The organism is Pseudomonas lini (assembly GCF_964063345.1).
Taxonomy (GTDB): domain Bacteria; phylum Pseudomonadota; class Gammaproteobacteria; order Pseudomonadales; family Pseudomonadaceae; genus Aquipseudomonas; species Aquipseudomonas lini_B.
Map to the genome: position 1 here is coordinate 4856760 of NZ_OZ061318.1, position 23715 is coordinate 4880474.

Here is a 23715-nt window from a genome sequence, read left to right on the forward strand (position 1 = left end):
CTGCGATGGCGGTGGGTCAGTTTGCATCTCTGGCACAGACACACCGCCATCGCAGGCAAGCCAGCTCCCACATTTAGATCTCTGCTGGTTTTGAGAATTGTGTTTATTTACGGGCTAGCATTGGTCCATGCCTTCATCGCTGTTTTCGCTTCGGATTGCCCGCCATGACTGCCCATCGAATTGGTTTCCTGATTTGGCCCAGCACTAAAGCTCTGACGCTTGCGCTGGCGGAGGAGGCCTTGCGTGTTGCCCAGCGTGTGCACCCGGACGTTGTTTACGAACTGTCGTTCTTGCAGGCCGAACCGGCGACCGAAGGCGCCTGGCAATTGCCGGGTGAGCCCTGGGCCGGCAAGCTCGAAAACTTCCAGAAACTGTTCCTGCTCGCCGACGAGCCGCCGACTTCACTTGCGCCGGCGCTCAGCAGTGGGCTGAAACAACTGGTGCGAGCCGGTTGTGTGATCGGTGGTTTGTCGGCCGGTGTTTACCCGTTGGCGCAGTTGGGTTTGCTCGACGGTTACCGCGCTGCCGTGCATTGGCGCTGGCAGGACGATTTCGCCGAGCGTTTCCCGAAGGTGATCGCCACCAGTCATCTGTTCGACTGGGATCGCGATCGCTTGACCGCGTGCGGCGGCATGTCGGTGCTCGATTTGCTGCTGGCGGTGCTGGCCCGTGACCACGGCGCTGAACTGGCCGGGGCGGTTTCAGAAGAACTCGTTGTCGAACGCATCCGTGAAGGCGGCGAGCGTCAACGCATTCCATTGCAGAACCGCTTGGGCTCCAGTCATCCGAAGCTCACCCAAGCGGTGTTGCTGATGGAAGCCAACATCGAAGAACCCCTGACCACCGACGAAATCGCCCAGCATGTGTGCGTATCGCGTCGGCAATTGGAGCGGATCTTCAAGCAATACCTCAACCGTGTGCCGAGCCAGTATTACCTGGAATTACGCCTGAACAAGGCCCGACAGATGTTGATGCAAACCAGCAAGTCGATCATCCAGATCGGCCTGTCGTGTGGCTTCTCTTCGGGGCCGCATTTCTCCAGCGCCTACCGCAACTTCTTCGGCGCCACGCCTCGGGAAGATCGCAACCAGCGGCGTAGCAGCAGCCCGTTCGAGTTGTCGTCGGTGCCGCCCGAGCGCGGCTGAGTTACTCGTCGATCTCGGAGTCCTCAGAGGTGGAAATTTCCATTTGCCCCCGGTTGATGACTTCGTCCACGCCGAAATCTGCTCCCGTACGTTCGTAGTAACTGATCAGCCTTAACAGGCTTTCCTCCGATAGCGGATTGTCTCGCAACGTAATGTTCTCTGCCGTTTCCACGGGCAGTTCCGTCAAGTCGCTGGGCGCTTCTGTGATTGCATTCGAACTCAGGTCTGCCCAATCCAGTTCTTCCAGGTTGAGCAGGCCATTGGGTATTTCGTTGATGTGGGTGTTGTTGAGCAGGACGGTCGCCAACCCCGGCATTTGCGAAAGATCAGGCGTTTGTGTCAGTGGGTTATAGCCCAGGTCGAGATAATCGAGCTGGTCCATTCCGGCCAGTGCGTTTGCCGATTCTGCCGACAAGCTGACGCGGCAGTTGGGAAGCGACAGTGACCTGAGTTTTCCCATGTTGAATACGGTATTGGGAATGTCGCCCAGCGTGCAGTTGCGCAACCTCAGACTTTTGAGGTTCGGGAAGGCCTCCAGGAAACGCCCGATGCGTGTCACGCCATCCGCACTCAGCAACTCCAGTGCTGACACATGGCTGAAATCTGCACTCAGGGTGGGCAGTTCTCCAATGATGAGCGAGCGAAAATTCAATTCGTAGGCGGGTTCCAGGCTGTCCCTGAAATCATCCAGCTCGGCCTCACGCTGCCAGCAATTCTCCAGCAATTGCTTGAACTCGTCGCGATTGGCTTGTTCGGCAAATAGTTGCAGGGGACTGAAGGGTTGACCCGTTAAAGGATGTCGGGCCGGAAGGTCGGCGGTCCAGGCAGACAAATCGGCTCTCAAGCGAGTCAGCTCCTCTTCCAGGCGTGTCAGGTCTGCCCGGCCATCCTCCAGGGTGCCCGGCAACTCGTAGACAAACTCGCTCGCTTGCTCGACTTCCATACCTGGGTACAGCGCCCTGACGCGATCAATGTCCGCCTCGGGGGCATAGACGCCCATGTCGTAAGCGGTATCGAAGTGATGCCGTTTGACGAGATCCCGCGAACGGTTGGAAATCGGGTTGTGGGTCAGGTGCACACCACGTTTGTCGTAAAGCGAACTCTCGAATAACTCGACAGATAATTCACTGATCTTGTTGTTCATCAACAGGAGGGTGTCGAGCTTTGGATGTTGCAGGGCTCCGGTCGGAATATCGGTCAGGTTGGTATCGCTTAGATCAAGGTGAACCAGCTCGTTCATCGAGTCGATGCGAGGGACGATTTCGAACGGGTTTTTGTACAGATCCAACATGACCAGTTTGTTCAATGCTGTCAGTTTCGACCACGTGGCAGTGTTCAATCTGATACCGCAATGACTTAACACCAGCGCATCAAGGTTCGGCATTCGGGTGATGGCATCGGGGAGGGTGGTCAGGGCGAAACGACGCAGTTCCAGGCGGCGAAGTCCATTGAAGCGGTTCAGGAAGTCCGACACACCCTGCGCAGCATGATTGCCTTCCAGAGAAAGCAGCGACACATGACTGAAGTCGGCGGTGAGTGTCGGCAGGTTGCCCAGGATCGGTTCTGCAAACCTCAGCACATACTGCTCGCTGCCATCTGGTGCATCGAAATCGCGCTCAGACTGGCGGCGCCAGCTGCGCTGAATTTCCTGGGCTAGCTGTGTGCGATTGCGGCGCGCGATCTCGCGGTCCAGGTCGCTCAATGCAACTCGGGTTTGCGGGTGGACGGTCGGGGCGTCGTTTATCCAGCGCCCCAGGTCCAGGTGCAGGCGGGCCAGTTCGTTTGCCTGGCGTGACAGTTCAATGCGGGCGCCAGCGGGATGACTCTGCAGCATGAGGACCATGGACTGGATTTCGTCCTCGGTGAGGCTCGGGTAAATCTCGCGCACCCTTTCGTTGAGCGTTGGTGCTGCGGGACCAATGCGCGGGTAACCCTCCGAACCTCCGGGCAGACGCATGGTCGTTGGGTCATAGAAGGGTTTTCGATGAGGGTTTTTCGCAAAAAGTGCACGAAGCTGTGGGTGGTCCAGAGCCTGCGCGGCAATGCGCTGTTTGAGCATTTGTCCTTCCCCAATGGAAAACCCCAGTGTGGTGCGCTCGATATCCGGCAGCGCTTGAAGGATGGCCTGATAAAAATCACCCGAGAACTGCTGCGTTTGCTTTTCATCAAGCGCTTGATAAAAACCATCTTCGCTACGCACCAGCGTTTTTCGGATCGATGCGTCGACGGGGCCAATGCTGTCGCGCACGATCCCGTCATGGGCAAAATCTCTCACCTCGATGCGTACATCGGCCGGCCATCCGGGTAGCAAATCCAGGCTGTGCAAGGCGAGCATGTGGGTGTCTGCGCTCATCAGGGCATCAGAAAAGAGTCCTTCATAAGCACGGGATGCGCGCACCGCCTCCAGGGCTTTCCTTGCGACATCCTTCAGGCGTTGAGGTGTTACCCCGTTGTGCAACTGCCTCAGTTCGTTGCCCGATGCATTGCTCGCCAGTTCCTGGGCGATATCGGTGGGTAATCCCTCAAAGTCGGCGAGTAGCCGTTGGGTCGGTAGATCGGCGGTCTTTTCATGTTCGCGATAGCGAAGCTCGAACAGCGACTTGCGATAGGTTCGGGCGATGTCCGCGGTCTGCTTTCGCAAGGCTTGCCTCTGGGCGACCGGTTCCGGCAGGGCGGTGTCAGCAGGCCATGAGTCGAACCGGGTCAGCAATTGTTTTTGCATGACCGGATCAGCCTTGCGGTATTGCTCAGGCTGGTCGCTGTCAATCTGTTCGATAAACGTCTGAATATCCCGATCGATCCTGAAGCGCTTGATCGTGTCGGTCAGGAGCGATGGCGGGCGATGATTTTCGACATGGATTTCTCGCAGCACGTTGTCGTGATAACCGCTGATCCGCAGGACCTGCTCACGCTCGGCACTGGAGAGCGATTCGACACTGTGGCCAAGACGGCGCATGACGGTTTCCCGGTCCCAATGCAGGGGTTGCTCCAGTTCCGTTTGCCAGGCGCCATGACCGTTGTGCCGCAATGAGGGCTTATAGCTGTCATTGCTGCTTGGGTGTTCAATCTGAAATTGACGGGCATCGCGAGTTGGCCGTACGGCGTACAGCTTTCCTTCGAGGGGTAGAAGCGTTTTGCCCTCGTGGCGGTACAGGCCCAAGTGATCGGGGTGTTTCTCTTCTGGCAGTTCGATGGTTTGTTCGTACGGCGCCAAGTCCGGCTTCCAGTATTTGGTTTTACCTTCTGGTGTTGATACGGGTTTGAGAGGGGCGATAAGTGCCACTGTTTCGCGAGAAAGGAGGCGACTGAAGGTGCCGGCGGCGATGGCACCGCCCACTGCGAAGGTTCCCACTTGAACCGCCGTTTCGACGATGCCGATCAGGTGCCCGAACGCTTCTTTTTTCAGCCCTTGCGCCCAGTCAATGATCCCTTCGAACGTCTCGTCGAGTAGCTGGTAGGCCATGTAAGCCAGCATCAACTCACCCAGGAATGGCACAAAGGGCAGGGCAACGAACGTCGCGACTTCAAGGATCGTGGAGGCGATTTTGCTGAACGCGTCCCACAGCGCCCATCGCGTAGCTTGATCGGCACGGGCGGTGGAGACGGCGAGTGTGCTCGCGTCGTTGATGATTTTGTTCAATTGTCGCTGGTACAGGTGATTCCACAGATCCGCTCTGAACGGGTTCATCGAAAATTGCAGGTCTGGCTTGTCGATAGGTGTTTCGCGCCAGTTGGGCAGTGGATCGCCGTGAGTGTGTTGATGCCAGGTCACCGTTCGCAAGCGGCTATTAAGATTGGCAAAAAAGTGCCCGCGTTCCGCGTGATCGACGAAGCGGCTGAAGAAGGTTTGATAAGCGGGTGTCCGTAGCTTGCGGGTCAGTTCGTTCATGAACGCCACGGTGTCGGAGTACTGTTTGAACGGATGCTCCGGATCGTCCGGAATGTAGGCGATGATGCGGGTAGCCTTGGTTGCCCGCTCTGATCTGGCGCCAAAGATGACAATGCCGGTCAGCGATGAAGACATCATCGTCAGGTCATGACAATGCAAGGGGTGACCGTCCCGGAGCATGGCCGGGCGTCCTTCCAGTACGCGGTAAATCGCGTTAAAGGCGTCGCTATCAATATCCTGGCGTGCATGGGCCAGGTGAAGTGCAGAGCGCAGTGCTGCTTTGTTCGCACTCATGACATTGTGTTTCAAAACGGCCCCGGCCACCGGGTTGGTCAATCCCAGGTTTTCTTTGAGATAGGCGTTGTACTGTCCCCCCATGTCCAACTCCCGGCACAACCGGGTAAAGCTCTGAATGGTGATCTTTCGGGAAACCAACGGCAGGGTATCGAACTGCCCCGTAGACGACGGTTTGGTGATAAAGGTCGAAGCCGGCTCGTAGGCATCCACCTCGGTCTCTGATGCCTGAAAGTTGTGCAGCGCGGCATCAAGCAGCGATACCGTCCATGTGCGGGCAGCGCCGGTCTTGATCGCAAAAAAGGGCGTGGTCTGAGGAATGTACAGGCGCAGGAAAGTGGTTTTTACATCCACTTCCAGGTCGAACCGGGCTTTCAGGGCCGGTGTCAGAATCGACTCGGCAAAATCCTGGGCGTTTTGCAGTTTTGCCAGTTTCGAACCCAGTCGGTTTCGTTGGGTCAAGTGCGCCTGGCTTGAGGTTTTCAGTATCTGATGCTGCGGTCGGGACGCCGTGCGGTGCCAGTGCGGCATTTCAAGGCTGGCGTTTTTCAGGGCGCTGCGCGTTTCGACTGAAGATTCCAACAGCCACGTGGGCAGGTTTCGGTAAACGTGATGAAAGTGGGTGTCCGGTTGGCCGTGCTCAATATCGTCTTGATTCATGCGCTATTCCCTTAGCGTTTGGATTGAGCCTCAGCAAAACAGACGACGATCCACTGCGTGCGGTACATATTTACCGCACCGTTCATCAAGCCTGCCTTTAACCTGTGCTGTCGGTTTAAACTGCGCCTTTGCGACCCTATATGTCGCATTGCCGTAAACCCGGTCAAAACCGGTGTTTGCGCTATAAGAAGTTGTCGCTTGGCGGCAAGGCCGGGCTGAAAACTGTCCTTACAATCCCCTCATCGCTCGCCAGTTTCAGGCGAGTGTTCCTCTTCAGGAGACTCCGATGTCCGTTGAGCACGCTGCGGTAGAACGCGCCGATTTCGACCAGGTAATGGTTCCCAACTACGCGCCAGCCGCTTTCATTCCTGTGCGTGGTGCCGGTTCCCGTGTTTGGGACCAGTCTGGCCGCGAGCTGATCGACTTCGCTGGCGGGATTGCCGTTAACGTATTGGGCCATGCGCATCCGGCGCTGGTCGCTGCATTGACCGAGCAAGCGAACAAGCTGTGGCACGTATCCAACGTGTTTACCAATGAGCCGGCCTTGCGCCTGGCCCATAAGCTGGTCGACGCCACTTTTGCCGAGCGCGTGTTCTTCTGCAACTCTGGCGCCGAAGCCAACGAGGCCGCTTTCAAGCTGGCCCGTCGCGTGGCCCATGACCGTTTCGGTACCGAGAAGTACGAAATCGTTGCCGCGCTCAACAGCTTCCACGGTCGTACCCTGTTTACCGTGAACGTTGGCGGCCAGTCGAAGTACTCCGACGGCTTCGGTCCGAAGATCACCGGCATCACCCACGTGCCTTACAACGATCTGGCCGCGCTGAAAGCCGCTGTTTCCGACAAGACCTGCGCGGTGGTTCTGGAGCCGATCCAGGGCGAAGGCGGCGTACTGCCGGCCGAGCTGTCTTACCTGCAAGGTGCTCGTGAACTGTGCGATGCGCACAATGCGCTGCTGGTTTTCGACGAAGTTCAGACCGGCATGGGCCGCAGCGGCAAGCTGTTCGCCTATCAGCATTACGGCGTGACCCCGGACATCCTGACCAGCGCCAAGAGCCTGGGCGGCGGTTTCCCGATTGCAGCGATGCTGACCACCGAAGACCTGGCCAAACACCTGGTCGTCGGCACCCACGGCACCACGTATGGCGGCAACCCGCTGGCGTGCGCTGTCGCTGAAGCGGTGATCGATGTGATCAACACGCCTGAAGTGCTGAGCGGCGTCAACGCCAAGCACGACAAGTTCAAGACCCGTCTTGAGCAGATCGGCGAGAAGTACGGCCTCTTCACTGAAGTCCGCGGTCTGGGCCTGCTGCTCGGTTGCGTACTGAACGATGCCTGGAAAGGCAAGGCCAAGGACATCTTCAACGCCGCCGAGCGTGAAGGCCTGATGATTCTGCAAGCCGGCCCGGACGTGATTCGTTTCGCGCCAAGCCTGGTGGTTGAAGACGCCGATATCGATGCCGGTCTGGACCGTTTCGAGCGCGCCGCGGCGAAACTGACGCAAGCCTGATAGTCCCTTCGACGCCTGAACTGTTCAAGCGTCGAACCCAATTTTTATGTGCCGGGCACAGTAAATGTGGGAGCGGGCTTGCCCGCGATGAGGACCTGACAGCCGACTTCATTGTTATCTGACAGGACGCTATCGCGGGCAAGCCCGCTCCCACATGAGCCGGGCATTTTTCTTATGAATATTTTTCGAGAAAGGAGTGACACCATGCTGGTGATGCGCCCCGCGCAAATGGCTGATCTGGGCGAGGTACAGCGTCTGGCTGCAGACAGCCCGATTGGTGTCACTTCCTTGCCGGATGATGTTGAACGCCTGAGCGACAAGATCGCGGCGAGCGAAGCCTCATTCGCCGCCGAAGTCAGCTTCAACGGTGAAGAGAGTTATTTCTTCGTCCTCGAAGACACGGCCACCGGCAAACTGGTCGGCTGTTCGGCCATCGTTGCCTCGGCCGGTTATTCCGAGCCGTTCTACAGCTTTCGTAACGAAACTTTCGTGCACGCCTCCCGCGAGCTGAAGATTCACAACAAGATCCACGTGCTCTCCCAGTGCCACGACCTGACCGGCAACAGCTTGCTGACCAGTTTCTACGTGAAGCCGGAATTGGTAGGTTCGCCTTGGGCGGAGCTCAATTCCCGTGGTCGCCTGCTGTTTGTGGCCAGCCATCCGGAGCGCTTTGCCGATTCGGTGGTCACCGAGATCGTCGGTTACAGCGACGAAAACGGCGACTCGCCGTTCTGGGATGCCATCGGTCGCAACTTCTTCGACCTCAACTACGCCGCCGCCGAGCGTCTGTGTGGCTTGAAAAGCCGCACGTTCCTGGCTGAGCTGATGCCGCATTACCCGATCTACGTGCCGTTGCTGCCGGACTCCGCTCAAGAAGCGATGGGCCAGGTGCATCCGCGGGCGCAGATCACTTTCGACATCCTGATGCGCGAAGGCTTCGAGACCGATCACTACATCGACATTTTCGACGGTGGCCCGACCCTGCATGCCCGCGTCTCGGGGATCCGTTCGATCGCCCAGAGCCGTGTAGTCCCGGTGAAAATCGGTGAGCCGGTCAAAGGTGCCGGTCGTCAGTACCTGGTGGCCAACGCCCAGTTGCAGGATTACCGCGCCGTTTTGCTCGAACTCGATTACGCGCCAGGCAAACCCGTGACCCTGGATCTGGAAGCGGCCGAAGCCTTGGGCGTCGGTGAAGGTGCCAGCGTGCGCCTGGTGGCGGTTTAACGCCTGCTGCTATGCCTATAAAGAGTGAATGCTTAGTAAAGCAGCGAGTTTCACGGGTGGCTCAAGCGGCCCGTTTGAGGAGATAGCATGATCGTTCGTCCCGTACGCAGCAGCGATTTACCCGCTCTGATCGACCTGGCCCGCAGCACCGGCACCGGCCTGACCACCTTGCCGGCCAACGAAGAGCGTCTGGCCCATCGGGTCGGCTGGGCCGAGAAGACCTTCCGTGGCGACGCCGGGCGCGGTGATGCGGACTACCTGTTCGTGCTCGAAGATGACGACGGCCGTGTGGTGGGTATTTCCGCCATCGCCGGCGCCGTCGGCCTGCGTGAGCCGTGGTACAACTTCCGCGTCGGTCTGACCGTCAGCGCCTCGCAAGAGCTGAATATCTACCGCGAGATTCCGACGCTGTTCCTGGCCAACGACCTGACCGGCAATTCCGAGTTGTGCTCGTTGTTCCTGCACGCCGATTTCCGCACTGGCCTCAACGGCCGCATGCTGGCCAAGGCGCGGATGCTGTTCATCGCTGAGTTCCCGCAACTGTTCGGCAACAAGATCATCGCCGAAATGCGCGGTGTGTCCGATGGCGCCGGACGTTCACCGTTCTGGGAAAGCCTGGGTCGACATTTCTTCAAGATGGAGTTCAGCCAGGCCGATTACCTCACCGGCGTGGGCAATAAGGCGTTCATCGCCGAACTGATGCCGAAATTCCCGCTGTACACCTGCTTCCTGTCGCCAGATGCGCGCAACGTGATTGGCCAGGTTCACCCGGACACCGAGCCGGCGCTGTCAATGCTCAAGAGCGAAGGCTTCAGCTACCAAGGCTACGTCGACATTTTCGATGCCGGTCCTGCGGTGGAATGCGAAACCGCCAAGATCCGCGCGGTGCGTGACAGTCAGGCGCTGGTGCTGGCCATCGGCACCCCGGGTGACGATGCCACGCCGTTCCTGATTCATAACCGCAAGCGTGAAGACTGCCGGATCACCGCCGCGCCAGCACGCTTCGCCGCCGGCACTTTGGTGGTCGATCCGCTGACCGCCAAACGTCTTCAACTCAACGCCGGCGATCAAGTGCGCGCCGTTCCGTTGTCCGCTGCTCGGGAGTCGAAATAATGAATTCGCTATACGTCGCCGGTGAATGGCTGGCCGGTCAGGGTGAAAGCTTTCAATCGGTAAACCCGGTGACCCAGCAAGTGCTGTGGGCCGGCGAAGGCGCCACGACCGGTCAGGTCGAGTCGGCTGTGCAAGCTGCGCGTCAAGCGTTCCCGGGCTGGGCTCGCCGTACCCTGGAAGAGCGCATCAGCGTGCTGGAAGCCTTTGCCGCCGCGCTGAAGAATCATGCTGACGAACTGGCTCGCACCATCGGCGAAGAAACCGGCAAACCCCTGTGGGAAGCGGCGACTGAAGTCACCAGCATGGTCAACAAGATTGCCATCTCGGTGCAGAGCTACCGCGAACGTACCGGCGAGAAGAGCGGCCCGCTGGGCGACGCCACTGCGGTGTTGCGCCACAAGCCACACGGTGTGGTGGCAGTGTTTGGTCCTTACAACTTTCCCGGCCACTTGCCGAACGGTCACATCGTGCCGGCGCTGCTGGCCGGTAACAGTGTGCTGTTCAAGCCAAGTGAGCTGACCCCGAAAGTTGCCGAGCTGACGGTCAAATGCTGGATCGAAGCCGGTCTGCCGGCCGGCGTGCTGAACCTGTTGCAAGGCGCTCGCGAAACCGGTATCGCCCTGGCGGCGAACCCGGGCATCGACGGTCTGTTCTTCACCGGTTCCAGCCGTACCGGCAATCACCTGCACCAGCAGTTTGCCGGTCGTCCGGACAAAATCCTCGCGCTGGAAATGGGCGGCAACAATCCATTGGTGGTGGATCAGGTCGCGGACCTCGATGCCGCCGTTTACACCATCATTCAGTCGGCGTTCATTTCTGCCGGTCAGCGTTGCACCTGTGCCCGGCGCTTGCTGGTGCCGCAAGGCGCTTGGGGCGATACGCTGCTGGCGCGTTTGGTAGCGGTTAGCTCGACGATTGAAGTCGGTGCGTTCGATCAGCAACCAGCGCCGTTCATGGGCTCGGTAATTTCCCTCGGCGCTGCGAAAGCGCTGATGGATGCGCAAGAACATCTGCTGGCCAACGGCGCCGTGGCGCTGTTGGAAATGACTCAGCCTCAGGCTCAGGCAGCCTTGCTGACCCCGGGCATTCTGGACGTGACGGCGGTGGCCGATCGCCCGGACGAAGAACTGTTCGGTCCGCTGCTGCAAGTGATCCGCTACGCTGATTTTGAAGCGGCGATCGCTGAAGCCAACGACACCGACTATGGCCTGGCGGCCGGTCTGCTGTCGGATTCCGAAGCGCGTTATCAGCAGTTCTGGCTGGAAAGCCGTGCGGGTATCGTCAACTGGAACAAGCAGCTGACCGGTGCGGCGAGCAGCGCGCCATTCGGCGGTGTCGGCGCATCGGGTAACCATCGCGCCAGCGCCTACTACGCCGCCGATTACTGCGCGTACCCGGTGGCCTCGCTGGAAACCCCGAGCCTGACCTTGCCTGCTGCTTTGACGCCTGGCGTGAAGATGGCGTGACGCCCATTCGCGAGCAAGCCCGCTCCCACAGTGATTGAGTGGAACACAAAATTTGTGAACACCTCCGAACCTGTGGGAGCCGGGCTTGCCCGCGATGGCCGCGACTCGGTCGCACTGAACAGTTAGTTACTGATGCCTATAAAAAACAGATTCTCGTGGAGCCTCGCTGATGAAATCCTATGAAGTCAATTTTGACGGTCTAGTGGGGCCGACCCATAACTACGGCGGCCTGTCGTACGGCAACGTCGCGTCCCAGAGCAACAGCCAGCAGTCTTCGAACCCGAAGGAAGCCGCGCTGCAAGGCCTGGCGAAAATGAAAGCGCTGATGGAAATGGGCTTTCAGCAAGGCGTTTTGGCGCCACAAGAACGTCCGGACGTAGCAGCACTGCGCCGCCTTGGTTTCAGCGGTACCGATGCTCAGGTGATCGAGCGCGCCGCCAAAGAGGCCATGCCGCTGCTGGTTGCCAGTTGCTCGGCGTCGAGCATGTGGGTGGCCAACGCCGCCACGGTCAGCCCGAGCGCTGACACTGCGGATGGTCGCGTGCATTTCACCGCCGCCAACCTCAACTGCAAATACCACCGCAGCATCGAACACCCGACCACCAGTCGCGTACTGGGGGCGATGTTCGCCGATCAGAAGCACTTTGCTCACCACGCCGCTTTACCGGCCGTGGCGCAGTTCGGTGACGAAGGCGCGGCCAACCACACCCGTTTCTGCCGTGAATACGGTGAAGCCGGCGTCGAGTTTTTCGTGTTCGGTCGCAGCGCGTTCGACACCCGTTACCCGAATCCGCAGAAGTACCCGGCACGCCAGACGCTCGAAGCGTCCCAGGCTGTCGCGCGTCTGCACGGTCTGAGCGATGACGGCGTGGTCTATGCCCAGCAGAACCCTTCGGTGATCGATCAGGGTGTGTTCCACAACGACGTGATCGCGGTGGGTAACGGCGAAGTGTTGTTCTATCACGAAGACGCCTTCCTCGACACCGAGCAGATGCTCGCTGAACTGCACGGCAAACTCGCAAAAGTCGGTGGGAAATTTCAGTCGATCTGCGTACCGCGTTCCGCGGTCACCGTGGAAGACGCTGTTCGTTCCTACCTGTTCAATAGCCAGCTGCTGTCGCGTCCTGACGGCTCCATGCTATTGATCGTGCCGGAAGAATGCCGTGGCAACGAGCGTGTCTGGCAGTACCTGCAAGGCCTGACCGGCTCTGGCGGCCTGATCCGCGAAGTAAAAGTTTTCGATCTCAAGCAGAGCATGCAGAACGGCGGTGGCCCGGCTTGCCTGCGGTTACGCGTCGCACTTAACGAAACCGAACTGGCGGCCGTCAACCAAGGAGTTATCATGACGGCACCGTTGTACGGCACATTGACCGAATGGGTCGACAAGCACTATCGCGACCGCATGACCGAAAACGATCTCGCGGACCCGCAATTGCTGCTTGAGTGCCGGACGGCACTGGATGAACTGACGCAAATCCTTAAACTGGGCGCGGTTTATCCATTCCAGATCAATTGAAAGTCGGCGCATGAATTGAATGCGCCGCGCTATCTCCAGACGAGAGCGTAAAACATGAGCGATACCCTGCAGCTGATCCTTGAAGACACCGACGGCACGCAACTGGAAACTTCCTGCACCCGCGTCGCGGTCATGTGGCAAGGTAAAGAGCTGTGGATCCAGCAGGACGGCCGCGGCCAGTTGCTGATCGGCGTGGACGTCGAAGAAGGTGACGCTGAATACGCAAACCTGCTTCTTCGCCCATTGGCGACTAATCTGGTAAGTCTGCAACTGGAGATGGAACCGGCTGAAGTCGGTGATGATGAGGACCACGTACACGGCCCGGATTGCAATCACGACCACTAAGGAAACCGCTCTATGCTCGCCCTCGGCAAACTGCTTGAACTGACCCTCGCCGGTCGCGAACCGGCGGAGAAGACTCAACTGACTGTCGAAGGCGTGCGGATGCGCTGGTTGAGCGAAGGTGCGCTGGAAGTCCGGCCACCTGAAGCCCGCGACAATGGCCTGGACCTGCTGCTATCGGCCGGTATCCATGGCAACGAAACAGCGCCGATCGAGCTGCTCGATCGTCTGTTGCATGACATCGCCCGCGGTGACTTGAAGCCGCGCGCACGTATTCTGTTTCTGTTCGGCAACCCCGAGGCTATCCGCCGCGGTGAGCGTTTTATCGAGCAGGACGTCAATCGGCTGTTCAACGGTCGACACGAACAAACCAGCGGTTCCGAGGCCTTGCGCGCTTGTGAGCTGGAGCGGCTGGCGGCGACTTTCTTCAGCCTGCCGGACCGCAATCGCCTGCACTACGACCTGCACACGGCGATCCGTGGCTCGAAAATCGAGCAGTTCGCCCTGTATCCCTGGAAAGAAGGTCGTCAGCATTCACGCCTGGAACTGGCTCGCTTGCGCGCGGCCGGCATGGAGGCGGTGCTGTTGCAGAACAAACCCTCCATCGTCTTCAGCTCCTATACCTACGACAAGCTCGATGCCGAGTCCTTCACCCTGGAACTGGGCAAGGCCCGGCCTTTCGGGCAGAACGATGGGGTCAACGTCAGCCTTCTTGAAACCCGTCTGAAGCAGATCATCGAAGGCACCGAGCCGCCAATGACCGACGACGGGCTGGATGGGTTGCAGTTGTTCAGCGTTGCGCGGGAAATCATCAAGCACAGTGATAACTTCCGCCTGAACCTGCCGGCGGATATCGAAAACTTTTCGGAGTTGAAAGTGGGGTATGTGCTGGCCGAGGATATCGCCAATACCCGCTGGGTCATCGAAGAGAAGGGCGCCCGGATCATCTTCCCGAACCCCAAGGTCAAGAACGGCCTGCGCGCCGGCATCCTGATCGTGCCGACCACCGACAAAAACCTGGCCTGACCCTGATCTCTGGCTCGACATAAATCCTTGTGGGAGCTTGCCCGCGATAACGGACTGTCAGTCGATAACTAGGGTGACTGACACACCGCTATCGCGGGCAAGCCCGCTCCCACAGGTTTTGTGTTTAGACCGCTACCGCGCGTGGCTCACTGCGACGCAACGCCCGCATTTTGTGCAGCGTATCCGCGCAAGTCTTCGCCGCTTCCTGGCCTTTATGCACGAAATGCTCGAAGAAGAACTTCTGATGTTCTTCGCCAGCATGGAAGTGGTGCGGGGTCAAAACCACCGAGAACACCGGCACTTCGGTTTCCAGTTGAACCTGCATCAGACCGCTGATCACCGACTGAGCGACGAATTCGTGGCGATAGATGCCGCCGTCGACCACCAAGCCCGCGGCGACGATGCCGGCATAACGGCCGGACTTGGCCAGCAACTTGGCATGCAGCGGAATTTCAAAGGCACCGCCGACTTCGAAGAAATCGATGTCCGACTCCTGATAACCCTGAGCAATCATTTCGGCGACGAAGCCTTTACGGCTCTGATCGACGATTTCCTTGTGCCAGCAGGCCTGGATGAACGCGACGCGCTCGCCCTGATGGTTTTTGCTTTTGCTATCGATTGCGGTGGGTTGCATGTTCTGACTCCTGTTTGTGTGAAAAACAGGGCGTTATGAATCGAATGGGATTTAAGGGTACGCAGGCACAAATGCCTACGGACGGCGCTTTGGTACAGAGCCTAGGCGGCGCCAATCCCGTTCTCTCTTCATCCGGACTATGACCGTCGGCCCCGGGATCACACCGGGTCTGCTGACCTTGCCGCCATCACAGCCATTGCCGTGCCTGTCGCCAAGCGCTCGCGGGCTATGCGCATTGCGCGCAATTACCGCCGGTGGGGAGTTACACCCCGCCCTGAGAACGTTTTGCCGCCAGATTGTTTGGCGGCGAAGCGTTTTTAACACATATTTTCGGGGCGTGCATGTCCAATACCGGTCAATCAAAACGCAGAACCTGTGGGAGCGGGCTTGCCCGCGATAGCGTTGTGTCAGTCACCTTGGTTATCGACTGACAGTTCGCTATCGTGGGCAAGCCCGCTCCCACATGGATGGTGCTTTCTCGAAGGAGTAACGTGCCTTTTCCTCGTTCAAGGCTTGATTATTCGCCGACATGACCGCAGTAATTCCTTCCTGAAAGGGATTTTCCCCTGCTTTCCGAGGCCAGATTCATGAGCGTTATCGATCTTCGCAGCGACACCGTCACCCAACCGACCGCAGGGATGCTCGACGCGATGGCCAATGCGGCCACCGGTGACGACGTTTATGGCGAAGATCCGACGGTCAACCGACTGGAAGCCGAGCTTGCAAATCAGTTGGGTTTTGCTGCTGCGCTGTTCGTTCCGACGGGCACCATGAGCAACTTGCTGGGCCTGATGGCCCACTGCGATCGCGGTGACGAATACATTGTCGGTCAACAGGCCCACACCTATAAGTACGAAGGTGGCGGCGCGGCAGTGCTCGGTTCGATCCAGCCGCAGCCGCTGGAAGTGCAGGCCGATGGTTCGCTGGACCTGGCGCAGGTCGCCGCCGCGATCAAACCCGATGACTTCCACTTCGCCCGTACCCGTTTGCTGGCGCTGGAAAACACCATGCAGGGCAAGGTCCTGCCGCTGGAGTATCTCGCCCGGGCTCGCAGCTTCACTCATGAAAACGGTTTGGCGCTGCATCTGGATGGTGCTCGGCTCTACAACGCGGCGGTCAAGTTAGGTGTCGACGCCCGGGAGATCACTCAGCATTTCGATTCGGTGTCAGTCTGCCTGTCCAAAGGCTTGGGTGCGCCGATCGGTTCGGTGTTGTGCGGCTCGGTCGAGTTGATCGCCAAGGCGCGACGTCTGCGCAAGATGGTCGGCGGCGGTATGCGTCAGGCCGGGATTCTCGCCGCGGCAGGGCTTTATGCGCTGGATAACAATATTCAGCGCCTGGCAGATGATCATACCAACGCACAAATGCTGGCCGAAGGCCTGCGAGCGGCGGGCTATGAGGTCGAGCCAGTGCAGACCAATATGGTTTACGTGCAGATAGGCGATAAGGCTGAAGCGATCAAGGCCTTCGCCGCGACGCACGGGATCAAACTCAGCGCTGCCGGTCGCCTGCGAATGGTCACGCACATGGACGTCAGCCGTGCGCAAATCGAGCAAGTCGTCGCTACATTCGTCGACTTTTCCCGCAACTGATCGCGTTAGCGGTCCAATTGACCGTTTCTATCGTATAAACACGCTGTACCCCGCGCGCAGGGCCGATATAATGCGGCCCTTTGCCGTCGCTTCGTCTGTTGACGTTTCGTACAGGCCTTTGGCCGCAGCCTCCGTGGAAGAACCTAATGAAAAGCGCAGAAATCCGTGAAGCCTTCCTTCGCTTCTTCGAAGAGCAAGGCCACACCCGTGTAGCCTCCAGCTCTTTGATTCCGGGCAACGACCCAACCCTGCTGTTCACTAACGCGGGGATGAACCAGTTCAAGGACTGCTTTCTGGGCCAGGAAAAGCGCGCGTACACCCGCGCTGTCAGCAGCCAGAAATGCGTGCGCGCCGGCGGCAAGCACAACGACCTGGAAAACGTCGGTTATACCGCCCGTCACCACACCTTCTTCGAAATGCTGGGTAACTTCAGCTTCGGTGATTATTTCAAGCGTGACGCCATCACCTACGCCTGGAACTTCCTGACCTCCGAGAAGTGGCTGAACCTGCCGAAAGAAAAGCTCTGGGTCACCGTCTACGCCAGCGATGACGAGGCGTACGACATCTGGACCAAAGACATCGGCGTGCCAGCCGAGCGCATGGTTCGCATCGGCGACAACAAAGGCGCGCCGTACGCTTCCGACAACTTCTGGACCATGGGCGATACCGGCCCGTGCGGTCCTTGCACCGAGATTTTCTATGATCACGGCGCCGACATCTGGGGTGGCCCGCCGGGCTCGCCGGAAGAAGACGGTGACCGTTACATCGAGATCTGGAACAACGTGTTCATGCAGTTCAACCGCACCGCCGATGGCGTGTTGCACCCGTTGCCAGCGCCGTCGGTGGACACCGGCATGGGCCTGGAGCGGATCAGTGCCGTGCTGCAGCACGTTCACTCGAACTATGAAATCGACCTGTTCCAGAGCCTGCTGACCGCATCGGCCAAAGCCATCGGTTGCACCAACGACGCTCAGGCTTCGCTGAAAGTCGTGGCTGACCATATTCGTTCGTGCGGCTTCCTGGTTGCCGACGGTGTGCTGCCGTCCAACGAAGGTCGCGGTTATGTGCTGCGCCGGATCATTCGTCGCGCTTGCCGTCACGGCAACAAACTGGGCGCCAAGGGTAGCTTCTTCTATCAGATCGTTGCGGCCCTGGTCGCCGAGATGGGTGAAGCGTTCCCAGAGCTGAAATCCCAACAGGCGCACATCGAGCGCGTCCTGAAAGCCGAAGAAGAGCAATTCGCCAAGACCCTGGAGCAGGGCCTGAAGATCCTCGAGCAGGATCTGGCCGAACTCAAAGGTGACGTGGTGCCGGGCGACGTGGTGTTCAAGCTCTACGACACTTACGGCTTCCCGATGGACCTGACCGGCGACATCGCTCGCGAGCGCAGCCTGACCATCGACGAAGAAGGCTTCGAGCGTGAAATGGAGGCCCAGCGCGTGCGTGCTCGCTCCGCCAGCTCCTTCGGCATGGACTACAACAGCCTGGTCAAGGTTGATGTGGCCACCGAATTCACCGGTTACACCGCTCACAGCGGTTCCGCCAAAATCGTTGCTCTCTATAAAGAAGGGCAATCGGTTGACGTGCTGAGCGAAGGCGAAGCGGGCGTGGTCGTTCTAAATCAGACCCCGTTCTATGCTGAGTCGGGCGGTCAGATCGGCGACTGCGGCTTCCTCCAGGCTGGCGCTGCACGTTTCGACGTGCGCGACACCACCAAGACCGGCGGTGCGTTCCTGCACCACGGTGTGCTGGATTCGGGCAGCCTGATCGTGGGTACTCCGGTGCAGACTCATGTCGATGCCGACGTGCGTCACGCGACGTCGTTGAACCACTCCGCCACTCACTTGCTGCACGCCGCATTGCGCCAGGTACTGGGCGAGCACGTTCAGCAGAAAGGTTCGTTGGTCGACAGTCAGCGCTTGCGCTTTGACTTCAGCCACTTCGAAGCGATCAAGCCTGAGCAGTTGAAGGCGCTGGAAGACATCGTCAACGCCGAGATTCGCAAGAACTCGCCGGTTGAAACCGAAGAAACCGACATCGAAACCGCCAAGCAAAAAGGCGCCATGGCGCTGTTTGGCGAGAAGTACGGCGACAGCGTGCGCGTGTTGAGCATGGGCGATTTCTCCGTCGAGCTGTGCGGCGGTATTCACGCCAACCGTACCGGCGACATCGGCCTGCTGAAAATCACCAGCGAAGGCGGTGTGGCCTCCGGTGTGCGTCGTATCGAGGCAGTCACCGGCGCAGCCGCGCTGGCCTACTTGAACGCGGCTGAAGAACAACTCAAGGAAGCGGCCAACCTGGTCAAGGGCAGCCGCGATAACCTGATCGACAAGCTGTCGGCTGTGCTGGAGCGCAACCGTCTGCTGGAGAAGCAACTCGAGCAGTTGCAGGCCAAGGCGGCCAGTGCGGCGGGCGACGATCTGTCGGCCTCTGCCCTGGACGTCAAAGGCGTGAAAGTGCTGGCCGTGCGTCTGGACGGTCAGGATGGCAAGGCGCTGCTGGCGCTGGTCGATCAACTGAAAAACAAACTCGGCCGCGCAGTGATCCTGCTCGGCAGTGTCCATGAGGAAAAGGTCGTTCTGGTTGCAGGCGTAACCAAAGACCTGACTGGCCAACTCAAAGCCGGTGATTTGATGAAACAGGCTGCTGCGGCAGTGGGCGGGAAGGGCGGTGGTCGTCCAGACATGGCGCAGGGCGGTGGTATTGACGCTGGCGCACTGGATGCCGCATTGGCCCTGACTGTTCCATTTGTAGAGCAGGGTTTATAAGGCCGTGTGCCTGGCCCGCGGTCTAGTGGCGGGCCAGAACGCTGTTTGAGTGATTATTGGGCGCCCTTCATGGGCAGAGGCGGCTTTGAAATGGCTTTGATCGTACAGAAATTTGGAGGCACCTCAGTCGGCACTGTCGAGAGAATCGAGCAGGTCGCTGACAAGGTTAAGAAATTCCGCGATGCGGGCGATGACCTGGTGGTTGTGCTGTCTGCAATGAGCGGCGAAACCAACCGTCTGATCGATCTGGCCAAGCAAATCAGTGGCGACGGCCAACCGGTTCCTCGCGAGCTGGATGTGATCGTATCCACCGGTGAGCAGGTGACGATTGCACTGTTGGCCATGGCGCTGATCAAGCGCGGCGTGCCAGCGGTGTCGTACACCGGCAATCAGGTACGGATTCTGACGGATAGCGCGCACAATAAAGCGCGTATCTTGCAGATTGATGACCAGAAGATTCGCGGTGACCTGAAGGCCGGTCGTGTGGTGGTTGTCGCCGGTTTTCAGGGCGTCGACGAGCACGGCAATATCACCACCCTCGGTCGTGGCGGTTCCGACACCACCGGCGTAGCGCTGGCGGCGGCCTTGAAGGCTGACGAATGCCAGATCTACACCGATGTCGACGGCGTCTACACCACCGACCCGCGTGTGGTGTCCGTGGCTCAGCGCCTGGACAAGATCACCTTTGAAGAGATGCTGGAAATGGCCAGCCTCGGTTCCAAGGTGTTGCAGATCCGTGCGGTGGAATTCGCCGGCAAGTACAACGTTCCGCTGCGCGTACTGCACAGCTTCAAGGAGGGGCCGGGCACCCTCATTACTATTGATGAAGAGGAAACCATGGAACAGCCGATCATTTCCGGTATCGCTTTCAATCGCGATGAAGCCAAGCTGACCATCCGTGGCGTGCCAGACATCCCGGGCGTTGCTTTCAAGATTCTCGGCCCGATCAGTGCCGCGAACATCGAAGTCGACATGATCGTGCAGAACGTTGCGCACGATAACACCACCGACTTCACCTTCACCGTGCACCGCAACGACTACCAGGCGGCGCAAACCGTGCTGGAAAACACCGCTCGCGAGATCGGTGCTCGTGAAGTCGTTGGCGACACCAAGATTGCCAAGGTCTCGATCGTCGGCGTCGGCATGCGCTCCCACGCAGGCGTGGCCAGCCGTATGTTCGAATCCCTGGCGAAAGAGAGCATCAACATCCAGATGATCTCGACCTCGGAAATCAAGGTGTCCGTGGTGATCGAAGAGAAGTACCTGGAACTGGCTGTGCGCGCTCTGCACACGGCTTTCGAACTGGATGCGCCGGCCCGACAGGGCGAGTAATGCGTTTCCCGAAGGGCGCGGTCTGACCGCGCCCTTTGTTTTTTTGAATGGCGCGGCCCAAAGCTGTTCTTTTGCCCGCGCTAGTCAATACTCAGGCATGTAGGGCTGCGATCGTTCTGGTTGTAGGTCGAATGCCTTTTTTTTGCAGACTGTTGTCCCTGAAATGAAATGCGTGAGGAGAAAGGTATGCTGATTCTGACTCGTCGGTGCGCAGAAAGCCTGATTATTGGTGATGGCGAAATCACTGTGACCGTGCTCGGCGTTAAAGGAAATCAAGTGCGTATCGGTGTTAACGCCCCGAAAGAGGTTGCTGTGCACCGTGAAGAAATTTACCTGCGTATAAAGAAAGAGAAGGACGAAGAACCAAGCCATTAATTTTTATCGTTTTTTATGTTTGCAAACGGGGAAAAGGTTGGTTAAGATACGCCCCGTGTTGCGGAGAGCTGGCCGAGTGGCCGAAGGCGCTCCCCTGCTAAGGGAGTACACCTCAAAAGGGTGTCGGGGGTTCGAATCCCCCGTTCTCCGCCATTATTTGCGTAGTACGTTGTAATCTGGCTTCTTCGGTAAGTGTTTGAAATTACTAGAAAAAGTGTTTGACATAGAGATTAGACGGCCTATAATGCGCGGCAACAAATGCACTCGTAGCTCAGCTGGATAGAGTACTCGGCTACGAACCGAGCGGTCACAGGTTCGAATCCTGTCGAGTGCACCATTTAAGAGTTATTTGCAGTAATGTGAATAACTTGGCTTCAACCAGTTGTGATCTGGTATAAAAACACAAATGCACTCGTAGCTCAGCTGGATAGAGTACTCGGCTACGAACCGAGCGGTCACAGGTTCGAATCCTGTCGAGTGCACCAAACACCAAAAAGCCCGCGTTTAACGCGGGCTTTTTGCCGTCTGCGATTTGGCTTTTCCTTTGGTACAACCTTTCTCGTCGAACTCGATATGAGCACTGCGCCCTCGCTTGTTGTCGTAGCGATAGCTTGTGGCTGAATTGCGGGTGCTGATTTTGTCGGGCTTGCCGAGAGCGCTTTCGACGTCCTGCTGACTCATGCCGGCAACGACCCGCTGATTGATGATCGCTATGCGGCGTTCCTTCGCGCTGAGCAGATCTCCGCATTTGCCCTCGGACTGACCAACGATCGTCGGCTCTCTCCTTTTTGATTTCGTACCTGATGTTTCGCGAAACTCGGCTTCTGGCATCAGGGGCGTCGCGCTGCCCGGCAAAAACGTGTGTACGTCCTGAAGTGAGAGGCTTTCTCCGGCCGTGCAGCTCAAGGTCGTGAAGGTGATGTGCCCATCGGCGGCTTCGCACCGGTGAACGGTCGTGGCGAGCACCTGGGGCGGCAGGCAGAGCAGGGTGGCAAGCAAGTAACGAGCATTTGATGGCATTCGACGTCCTCCATGACGGTCTCCATCAAGGGTAGTCATTACATTTTCAGGCGGCGGTGTGTTTTCTTTTCAGGATAAGTCGTCGCAGTTTCATGGGTCAGGATGGCGCTCAAGTTTGTCTCGCAAGCACTTGTTTCAGCCGCGATTTTTTAACGTTTAAAACCGTCAGGCGGTGTTATCATTGCGCCCGTCAGCCCCGCCGGGGCTTGTGGAATACCTCCATGGACTTACCCAGTAGTTACTCAGTACCCCGTTTCTACAATCATGAATTGACTGATTGATCCTTCCGGCGTGCCCCGCTGCTGGGAGTGGAGTTCGCCTATGTCTGAAGTTGAAGTAAAGAAAACGCAGGAAAGCTTGCAGGATCGCCTCGCTCAAGTCGTTGAGCTGCTGCAGCGCCAGCGGGTGGTCGAAGACCTGACTCATCGCCAGGAAGGTCCGCATCACGACCGGGTCGAGAACCTGGTTCACCGGCAAAACCTCGTCGAGTTGCAGCGCAAGCTCGATGATCTGCACTCCGCCGACGTTGCCTACATCCTTGAAGCCTTGCCGGTGTACGATCGTCTGACGGTCTGGCAATTGGTCAAGGCTGATCGCGACGGCGACATTCTGCTCGAAGTATCCGATTCGGTTCGTGAAACCCTGATCGCCGACATGGACGATCATGAGCTCCTGGCGGCGGCCAAGGATATGGATGCCGACGAACTCGCTGACCTGGCCTCCGAGCTGCCGCGAGACGTCGTCCACGAGCTGATGGAAACCCTCGATGGCCAACAGCGTGAGCGCGTCCGCTCCGCGTTGTCCTATGACGAGGATCAGGTCGGTGCGCTGATGGACTTCGAGATGGTGACCATCCGTGAGGATGTCAGCCTCGAAGTGGTTTTGCGTTACCTGCGCCGTCTCAAGGAGCTGCCGGGCCACACCGACAAACTGTTCGTGGTCGATTACGATGGCGTGCTCAAGGGCGTGTTGCCGATCAAGCGTCTGCTGGTCAACGACCCGGAAAAGCAAGTGTCGGAAGTCATGGCCAGTGACCCGGTGAGTTTTCATCCGGACGAAGACGCCTACGAGGCCGCTCAAGCATTCGAACGTTACGACTTGATCTCGGCCCCGGTGGTCGACAAGAACGGCAAGCTGATCGGTCGTCTGACCATCGATGAAATGGTCGACCTGATTCGTGAAGAGAGCGAAAACGAAGTTCTCAACATGGCGGGTCTGCGTGAAGAAGAAGATATTTTCGCGTCAGTCTGGAAATCCCTGCGTAACCGTTGGGCCTGGCTGGCGGTGAACCTGATCACCGCGTTCATTGCGTCCCGGGTGATCGGCCTGTTCGAAGGCTCTATCGAGAAACTGGTAGCACTTGCGGCATTGATGCCGATCGTTGCCGGTATCGGTGGCAACTCGGGTAACCAGACGATCACCATGATCGTTCGAGCCATGGCGCTGGACCAAGTCAGTACCGGCAATACGTCGCGGCTGATGCGCAAGGAGTTGGCGGTAGGCTTGATCAATGGCTTGGTCTGGGGCGGCGTGATTGGTGTGGTGGCCTATCTGCTTTATGGCAGTTGGTCCCTGGGCGTGGTGATGACCGCCGCCATGACGCTTAACCTGTTGCTTGCGGCATTGATGGGGGTTTTGATTCCAATGACCCTGGCGCGGCTTGGGCGCGACCCGGCAATGGGCGCCAGTGTGATGATCACAGCCATGACCGACAGCGGTGGCTTTTTCATCTTCCTCGGGCTGGCGACGATTTTCCTGCTTTGACGTCTTGCTTCAAAAACAACCCGCCTGATCGGCGGGTTTTTTAGCCAA

At 58.5% G+C, this 23715-nt stretch carries 16 protein-coding genes, 3 tRNA genes and 1 riboswitch; of the genes, 16 read left to right on the forward strand and 3 right to left on the reverse strand.

The genetic code is table 11. The features are described from left to right. The first annotated feature begins 164 nt into the window (after nt 1-164). A complete protein-coding gene (argR, locus tag AB3226_RS22010; protein WP_367374597.1) occupies nt 165-1145 on the forward strand; it encodes a transcriptional regulator ArgR in 981 nt (326 codons plus the stop codon). A 1-nt stretch (nt 1146) separates the two neighbouring features. Here the strand turns inward: argR and AB3226_RS22015 are convergent, their stop codons facing one another. Beyond that, on the reverse strand, nt 1147-5988 hold the full coding sequence (locus tag AB3226_RS22015; protein WP_367374598.1) for a dermonecrotic toxin domain-containing protein: 4842 nt from the start codon (nt 5986-5988) through the stop codon (nt 1147-1149). A 286-nt stretch (nt 5989-6274) separates the two neighbouring features. On the opposite strand from AB3226_RS22015, the gene AB3226_RS22020 reads away from it, so the two are divergent. The 7 genes from AB3226_RS22020 to astE all read left to right on the forward strand — a co-directional run bounded on the left by AB3226_RS22020 (nt 6275) and on the right by astE (nt 14182). Further along, nucleotides 6275-7495: an aspartate aminotransferase family protein gene (locus AB3226_RS22020; RefSeq protein ID WP_123721870.1), complete on the forward strand. Its 1221-nt coding sequence runs from the start codon at nt 6275-6277 to the stop codon at nt 7493-7495. Between the two features lie 204 nt (nt 7496-7699). Continuing rightward, nucleotides 7700-8719, forward strand: a complete 1020-nt coding sequence (gene aruF / locus AB3226_RS22025; RefSeq protein ID WP_007904685.1) for an arginine/ornithine succinyltransferase subunit alpha — start codon at nt 7700-7702, stop codon at nt 8717-8719. An 87-nt stretch (nt 8720-8806) separates the two neighbouring features. After that, nucleotides 8807-9832, forward strand: a complete 1026-nt coding sequence (gene astA, locus AB3226_RS22030; protein WP_367374599.1) for an arginine N-succinyltransferase — start codon at nt 8807-8809, stop codon at nt 9830-9832. Then, entirely contained in the window at nt 9829-11298 is a 1470-nt protein-coding gene (gene astD, locus AB3226_RS22035; protein WP_367375829.1) for a succinylglutamate-semialdehyde dehydrogenase, read from the forward strand. The genes astA and astD overlap by 4 nt, the downstream gene beginning before the upstream one ends. A gap of 169 nt (nt 11299-11467) precedes the next feature. Then, nucleotides 11468-12814: an N-succinylarginine dihydrolase gene (gene astB / locus AB3226_RS22040; RefSeq protein WP_367374600.1), complete on the forward strand. Its 1347-nt coding sequence runs from the start codon at nt 11468-11470 to the stop codon at nt 12812-12814. Between the two features lie 54 nt (nt 12815-12868). Continuing rightward, nucleotides 12869-13159, forward strand: a complete 291-nt coding sequence (locus AB3226_RS22045) for a hypothetical protein (protein ID WP_030131779.1) — start codon at nt 12869-12871, stop codon at nt 13157-13159. A gap of 12 nt (nt 13160-13171) precedes the next feature. Then, nucleotides 13172-14182 (forward strand): succinylglutamate desuccinylase, encoded by a 1011-nt coding sequence (astE, locus tag AB3226_RS22050; protein ID WP_367374601.1) that lies wholly within the window; start codon nt 13172-13174, stop codon nt 14180-14182. A 124-nt stretch (nt 14183-14306) separates the two neighbouring features. Here the strand turns inward: astE and AB3226_RS22055 are convergent, their stop codons facing one another. Next, a complete protein-coding gene (locus AB3226_RS22055) occupies nt 14307-14816 on the reverse strand; it encodes a 6,7-dimethyl-8-ribityllumazine synthase (RefSeq protein ID WP_008071834.1) in 510 nt (169 codons plus the stop codon). A gap of 115 nt (nt 14817-14931) precedes the next feature. Next, nucleotides 14932-15102, reverse strand: a riboswitch (FMN riboswitch). 301 nt (nt 15103-15403) lie between these two features. Between AB3226_RS22055 and ltaE the strand changes: the two genes are divergently transcribed. The 7 genes from ltaE to AB3226_RS22090 all read left to right on the forward strand — a co-directional run bounded on the left by ltaE (nt 15404) and on the right by AB3226_RS22090 (nt 21368). Then, nucleotides 15404-16408, forward strand: a complete 1005-nt coding sequence (gene ltaE / locus AB3226_RS22060; RefSeq protein ID WP_367374602.1) for a low-specificity L-threonine aldolase — start codon at nt 15404-15406, stop codon at nt 16406-16408. A gap of 146 nt (nt 16409-16554) precedes the next feature. Next, nucleotides 16555-19176 (forward strand): alanine--tRNA ligase, encoded by a 2622-nt coding sequence (alaS, locus tag AB3226_RS22065; protein ID WP_367374603.1) that lies wholly within the window; start codon nt 16555-16557, stop codon nt 19174-19176. Nucleotides 19177-19266: 90 nt separating this feature from the next. Continuing rightward, complete coding sequence (locus AB3226_RS22070; protein WP_367374604.1) at nt 19267-20508, forward strand: aspartate kinase; 1242 nt, start codon at nt 19267-19269, stop codon at nt 20506-20508. 186 nt (nt 20509-20694) lie between these two features. Then, nucleotides 20695-20883: a carbon storage regulator CsrA gene (csrA, locus tag AB3226_RS22075; protein ID WP_002554426.1), complete on the forward strand. Its 189-nt coding sequence runs from the start codon at nt 20695-20697 to the stop codon at nt 20881-20883. 62 nt (nt 20884-20945) lie between these two features. After that, nucleotides 20946-21036 (forward strand) — tRNA-Ser (locus AB3226_RS22080). A gap of 107 nt (nt 21037-21143) precedes the next feature. Continuing rightward, a tRNA-Arg gene (locus AB3226_RS22085) sits at nt 21144-21220 on the forward strand. Nucleotides 21221-21291: 71 nt separating this feature from the next. After that, nucleotides 21292-21368: transfer RNA gene (locus AB3226_RS22090), tRNA-Arg, on the forward strand. Nucleotides 21369-21387: 19 nt separating this feature from the next. On the opposite strand, the gene AB3226_RS22095 is transcribed toward AB3226_RS22090, so the two are convergent. Beyond that, nucleotides 21388-21903: a cell envelope protein SmpA gene (locus AB3226_RS22095; RefSeq protein ID WP_367375830.1), complete on the reverse strand. Its 516-nt coding sequence runs from the start codon at nt 21901-21903 to the stop codon at nt 21388-21390. Between the two features lie 321 nt (nt 21904-22224). Between AB3226_RS22095 and mgtE the strand changes: the two genes are divergently transcribed. Beyond that, nucleotides 22225-23667 (forward strand): magnesium transporter, encoded by a 1443-nt coding sequence (gene mgtE, locus AB3226_RS22100; protein WP_367374605.1) that lies wholly within the window; start codon nt 22225-22227, stop codon nt 23665-23667. Nucleotides 23668-23715 lie beyond the last annotated feature (48 nt).

Bases quoted from the DNA above. Each gene is read 5' to 3' on its own strand.
- argR (WP_367374597.1), top strand. From the start codon at position 165: ATGACTGCCCATCGAATTGGTTTCCTGATTTGGCCCAGCACTAAAGCT.
- AB3226_RS22015 (WP_367374598.1), bottom strand. From the start codon at position 5,988: ATGAATCAAGACGATATTGAGCACGGCCAACCGGACACCCACTTTCAT.
- AB3226_RS22020 (WP_123721870.1), top strand. From the start codon at position 6,275: ATGTCCGTTGAGCACGCTGCGGTAGAACGCGCCGATTTCGACCAGGTA.
- aruF (WP_007904685.1), top strand. From the start codon at position 7,700: ATGCTGGTGATGCGCCCCGCGCAAATGGCTGATCTGGGCGAGGTACAG.
- astA (WP_367374599.1), top strand. From the start codon at position 8,807: ATGATCGTTCGTCCCGTACGCAGCAGCGATTTACCCGCTCTGATCGAC.
- astB (WP_367374600.1), top strand. From the start codon at position 11,468: ATGAAATCCTATGAAGTCAATTTTGACGGTCTAGTGGGGCCGACCCAT.
- AB3226_RS22045 (WP_030131779.1), top strand. From the start codon at position 12,869: ATGAGCGATACCCTGCAGCTGATCCTTGAAGACACCGACGGCACGCAA.
- astE (WP_367374601.1), top strand. From the start codon at position 13,172: ATGCTCGCCCTCGGCAAACTGCTTGAACTGACCCTCGCCGGTCGCGAA.
- AB3226_RS22055 (WP_008071834.1), bottom strand. From the start codon at position 14,816: ATGCAACCCACCGCAATCGATAGCAAAAGCAAAAACCATCAGGGCGAG.
- ltaE (WP_367374602.1), top strand. From the start codon at position 15,404: ATGAGCGTTATCGATCTTCGCAGCGACACCGTCACCCAACCGACCGCA.
- alaS (WP_367374603.1), top strand. From the start codon at position 16,555: ATGAAAAGCGCAGAAATCCGTGAAGCCTTCCTTCGCTTCTTCGAAGAG.
- AB3226_RS22070 (WP_367374604.1), top strand. From the start codon at position 19,267: ATGGCTTTGATCGTACAGAAATTTGGAGGCACCTCAGTCGGCACTGTC.
- csrA (WP_002554426.1), top strand. From the start codon at position 20,695: ATGCTGATTCTGACTCGTCGGTGCGCAGAAAGCCTGATTATTGGTGAT.
- AB3226_RS22095 (WP_367375830.1), bottom strand. From the start codon at position 21,903: ATGCCATCAAATGCTCGTTACTTGCTTGCCACCCTGCTCTGCCTGCCG.
- mgtE (WP_367374605.1), top strand. From the start codon at position 22,225: ATGTCTGAAGTTGAAGTAAAGAAAACGCAGGAAAGCTTGCAGGATCGC.